This window comes from Flectobacillus sp., from assembly GCF_049240685.1.
Taxonomy (GTDB): domain Bacteria; phylum Bacteroidota; class Bacteroidia; order Cytophagales; family Spirosomataceae; genus Flectobacillus.
The window spans coordinates 4,938-9,745 of sequence record NZ_JBMLSD010000425.1 but is presented as its reverse complement, the minus strand read 5'-3'; the positions used below and the strand labels follow the sequence as shown (position 1 = coordinate 9,745).

Below are 4,808 nucleotides of genomic sequence, written 5' to 3'. Positions count from 1 at the left end.
GATGTATTCCTTAAGATTTTATCTTAAAAATTGTAATTAAATCTTTCTTTGATTGCTAGTAATTACACAAAATTAGAACGAAGTGGTGTATTATGGGCAACAGGAACAAAAGGCTTATGGCTATCAGCTTTGAGCATTCGGCAAAAACGTATCTATTGTTAAGAAATAACTTAACACTCTTTGCCTTGTGCCTGTTTCCTGTTTCCTGTTGCCTGTTGCCTTCAACTTTATCACTTTCTGAATTATAATCCTACTTTCTTTGACTAGTCATCCTAATTCGTTGTTTTATTTGTTGAGAACCTCGATGATAAAACAGCGAATAGAGATGATGAACCTTGCCAATTTTTGCAAATTTTCTGCCATTTCCTGCAAAATCCCTAGAAGTAGGGATTGTTTCACTTCTCAAAATGATACAACTTTGTACCACAGGTAATCAAACTAAATGTATTGCGGTGTAGATTACCTTACCATTCATTTAAAAGAAAGCCCATCATAAAAATTAAGTAGATATACTGATTTTTGTCATTTTTATATTGAGCAAAAATCCTGTCACTATCGTTACTTTACTCTTACATTTGATAATATAAGCTAGAGCATTGTAACCCCAGTATATCGTATGCAAATCGGAATCATAGAAGATGATAGTATCCTTAGAGAAAATATAGAAACATTTTTCTCTATATACCCTGATATTGAGGTAAATATTTCGGCCAGTAGTATTGAGAGTTTTTTGACACAAAGCCTTCAAGTCAATCAAGAGCCCTATATTGTGTTTATTGACGTAGGTTTGCCAGGAATATCAGGAATCGAAGGAATAAGCAAGGTGAGAGAGCGTTTCCAAAACACACATATTGTGATGATTAGTGGTACGTGCAACGAAGAGTCTATTTGGGAGGCCGTGAAAGCGGGTGCAAATGGCTATTTATTGAAACCGCTTTCATTAAAAAGACTTGTTGAACAAATAGACATCATCAAAAATAATGGAGCACTTATATCGCCTGAAGTAGCTTCAATGCTTTTTTCTAAAATAAACCAAAAGCCGCCAGAAAGGAAAGTAAAAGCAGAGGAGCTACTATCACGACGAGAGCTTGACGTGATGGATTATTTACTAAAAGGTATGTCCTACAAGGAAATCGCAGACAAACTTTACATCAGTTATACCACCGTCAATGATCATGTAAAGAAAATTTATCACAAATTAGGGATTAATTCAAAAGGTGAATTATTAGCCCTATTCATAAACTAACCTAATGATATTAAGTAACGAACCGCCAATTTGCCTTATAGTTGACGATGATTTTATCAATCGTTTTGTACTAGGCAAAACCCTTGAATTTTTGAATCAATCATACCAAGAATGTGAAAATGGTGAAGATGCTATTAATTGGTTAAAAAAGACCTCCTACAAAGACGTTATTGTTTTACTCGACCTCAATATGCCAGTGATGGATGGCTACGATTTTTTAGATTTTCTTAAAAAACATCCTAAAGAATTTGAGCATACCAATATTCAAGTTGTAGTAATTTCGGCATCAAGTTATTCACATTTTATTGAAAAAATGCCTAATGCAGACATTGTACAGTTTTTATCAAAACCTGTAGAAAAGGAACAAATCAAAAATGCTATTAACGAATCTATTGAATTGTTTAAGCAATGATACTCAAAGAAGACAAACTACAAGCCCAGCTCAATTTTGTACTCAATAAAATTCCGTTTGCGGTATTGATGGAAAGTTATGACCGCAAACTACAGTTTGTCAACCAGAATTTTTGCCAACTTTTCAATATTCCGCTTAGTCCCGAGCAGTTAATTGGTTTTGATTGCAAAGTAGCAGCCTCTCAGAGCGCTAGTATGTTTAGCAATCCTTCCCTATTTATTTCGAGAATTGATGAAATACTTAAAAATGAAGAATTCGTATCTCATGAATTAATGGAATTGGCAGATGGTAGAGTGTTTTTAAGAGATTATTTGCCAATTATTAATGAGGGTGTTCATGAAGGGCACGTTTGGATATATTATGATTACACCGAGGCTCGTACGATGGAGTATCATAGTATGCACCTAAAAAAATTTTATGAACAAATCCTTAATCATATACCAGCTGATATAGCTGTTTGGAATAAAAAACATCAGTATGTTTATATTAATCAAACTGCAATAAAGGATGCTCAACTGAGAGAATGGTTAATCAATAAAGATGACTATGATTTTGCTCAATACCGAGGAAAAGATACGCATTTTGCTGATGTTCGTCGAAATGCTTTTAATGAGGCTATTACTACCCAATCGGTATATGAATTCTTGGAAGATGGTGTCAATCGCGAAGGGCAACTCAAATATAATTTGAGACGTTTTCAGCCGATTTTTAAAGAAAACGGTGAACTCGAATTTGTAGTTGGTTATGGAATGGATGTGACTTCACTCAAAAAAACGGAGGAATACGCCCGCCAAAAAGACATTACTTTTGCCAAAGTGGCTGATTTATTGGATGTTGTGGTAATTGTCATCGACCATCACTACCAAATTGTTTTTGCCAATGCCGCCTATGAATCTTTTTTTGGTATTCCTACTAGTCAGATTATTGGAAAAGGAATTGATGATATTGCCATCGAAGATACCAGTATCATCAAAAAAGATATAGAGCTTTATCAGCAATCTCAATTTGCGCAACACACCGCCAAGGTATACCAAGTAAAAGACAAATATGGTATGACTAAGTATTTTTCATACTCTTTTACGCCGTATGTACAGGGTAAAGCTGGCAATATAAACTATGCTATTTTCTTGAGTGATGTTTCTGACCAATACTATGCGGTGTCGGAGTTACAAAAAATTATTGATAAGGAGCGACGTCTCAATGAGCTTAAGTCGGGTTTTGTCAATATCGTTTCTCACGAAATGCGGACTCCTATGTCTGTGATTCAGTCAAGCGCCGAAATACTAGAGATGTTGAACGAGGCAGATCGTGTAACCAAACCACAGCTCGAGTTGCATCTGAGTAGAATCATCAATGAGGTAAAAGGAATGGAATCATTGATGCAGGAGTTATTGCTAATCAGTAAAATAGAAGGTGGCAAAATGGAATATCGACCTTATCCGCAAAACATTACGGAATTGGTCACCAATATTATAGCCACCAACTTTGAGCCCTACCAAGATGGCCGACGCGTCGAGCTCAGGATTAAGGGAGAAGAGCATTTGGTTTATTTTGATAAATTAATGATGACTCACATTCTGAAAAATTTGATTGAAAATGCCTTCAAGTATTCAGTAAACCGACAATCGCCCGTAATCCGACTACGCTATCATTCCAATGGTGTGAGTATCTTGATTAAAGATTTTGGCATCGGTATTCCTGAAAAAGACCTCCCAAATCTTTTTAAAGCATTTGCAAGAGCCTCCAACGTGGAAGGTATAAAGGGTACAGGACTCGGCTTGCTGGTAGTCAAGTATTTTGTCGATTCCCATAAAGCCTCTATTCAGGTAAAGAGTAAACAAAACCAAGGAACTTCTGTTCTACTAGAACTTAACCATCATGACGCCTAAAATCGTATTAATCGAAGATGATTTATTGCTTGCAGAAAACACAAAAACAATTCTCGAATTAAACGGATTTGAGTGTGAGGTTGCTCATCAAGGGCAGTTAGGTGTTGAGCTAGTCAAGTCCGTTCAGCCAGATTTGGTGGTTTGTGATATCATGCTCGATGAAGTAGATGGCTTCGAAGTATTAAAACGCATTCGTGCTATTCAAGAATTTATTCATTTACCGTTTATTTTCTTGACTGCTAGAGCAGATTTTCTTGATAAAAGAAAAGGTATGAATCTTGGTGCCGACGATTTCCTTACCAAGCCATTTATGTCAAAAGATTTGGTCGAGACTATTCGAGCGAGATTGTTGATGAGCAACCAAAAAAAAGAATCTGTTGGCCTTGAAATCAAAAAAAATGCGGTTGACGTTTTTTACAATATTTCAAGCCATGAATATCTTACACCCCTTAATGGTATAGTCAACCTTAGTAAGATGGCGGTAAGCATGATTCAGAACAATCAAGTAGAAGAAGCCCTACCACTGTTGGAAGGTATTAGTATTTCGGGAAATCGTATTTTGAGAACCACCCGAAAACTACTCTGGTACAATCAGTTATCAAATCATGATAACCCTTGGAGAAACTCTACTAGTGGAATTGTTCATATTTTAAAGCTTCAAAAACAAATTGTAGAGTCACTAAAAAAAGGAACTACTGCGCCATTCGAATTCAATATTAGATCAAATATTAATGTTTTATATGGATATGACGAAGTACTTTTGGAGTTTGTCCTTACCGAAATATTTCAAAACATCATTCAATATGCCAATCCATCTTATAAAGTATATGCCGATACGAGGCTTGAAAACAACTACCTTGTTTTAATTATTCGGAATCATTATTCGGGCAACTATCAGGTTAGTAGTCAAGACATAAAGCCTTTTTATCAAGCGCATAACCCCAAAGATATGAATGGAACAGGCCTTGGACTTTTTATTATTCAGGAGTGGGTGAAAACAGTACACGGCCAGATGGAAGTCCTCGGACAAAATAATCTTTTTGAAGTGATTATGAAAATCCCTGTGAGTATTTGATAATAAAAACTAGGTTTTCAGCTTGGCATTCGGCTTTGGGAATTCAGCTTTAGGCTTTCAGCTATCAGCTTTGAGCATTCGGCGAAATATATCTGTTGTTCCTAAGAAACAATTTTACACTCGTTGCCTTATGCCTGTTGCCTTGCGCCTAATAAACAAAACTTAAACTTTTTGGCTTACGGCTAT

4 protein-coding genes are annotated in these 4,808 nt (G+C 35.9%); all 4 read left to right on the top strand.

Features of this window, described 5'->3' with window-relative positions:
- Positions 1 to 616 precede the first annotated feature (616 nt).
- Genes ACOVQ4_RS19205 through ACOVQ4_RS19190 form a run of 4 tightly spaced genes read left to right on the top strand, consistent with a single transcriptional unit; the run spans position 617 to position 4,622 of the window.
- Positions 617 to 1,246 (top strand): response regulator, encoded by a 630-nt coding sequence (locus ACOVQ4_RS19205; RefSeq protein WP_421822223.1) that lies wholly within the window; start codon positions 617 to 619, stop codon positions 1,244 to 1,246.
- Positions 1,247 to 1,250: 4 nt separating this feature from the next.
- Positions 1,251 to 1,658, top strand: coding sequence for a response regulator (locus ACOVQ4_RS19200; RefSeq protein ID WP_421822222.1), 408 nt, complete (start codon positions 1,251 to 1,253; stop codon positions 1,656 to 1,658).
- The gene (locus ACOVQ4_RS19195; protein WP_421822221.1) at positions 1,655 to 3,547 is read left to right on the top strand and encodes an ATP-binding protein; all 1,893 of its coding nucleotides are present in this window, start codon (positions 1,655 to 1,657) and stop codon (positions 3,545 to 3,547) included. Before ACOVQ4_RS19200 ends, ACOVQ4_RS19195 begins: the two co-directional genes overlap by 4 nt.
- The gene (locus ACOVQ4_RS19190; protein ID WP_421822220.1) at positions 3,537 to 4,622 is read left to right on the top strand and encodes a hybrid sensor histidine kinase/response regulator; all 1,086 of its coding nucleotides are present in this window, start codon (positions 3,537 to 3,539) and stop codon (positions 4,620 to 4,622) included. The genes ACOVQ4_RS19195 and ACOVQ4_RS19190 overlap by 11 nt, the downstream gene beginning before the upstream one ends.
- The last annotated feature ends 186 nt before the right edge of the window (positions 4,623 to 4,808 follow it).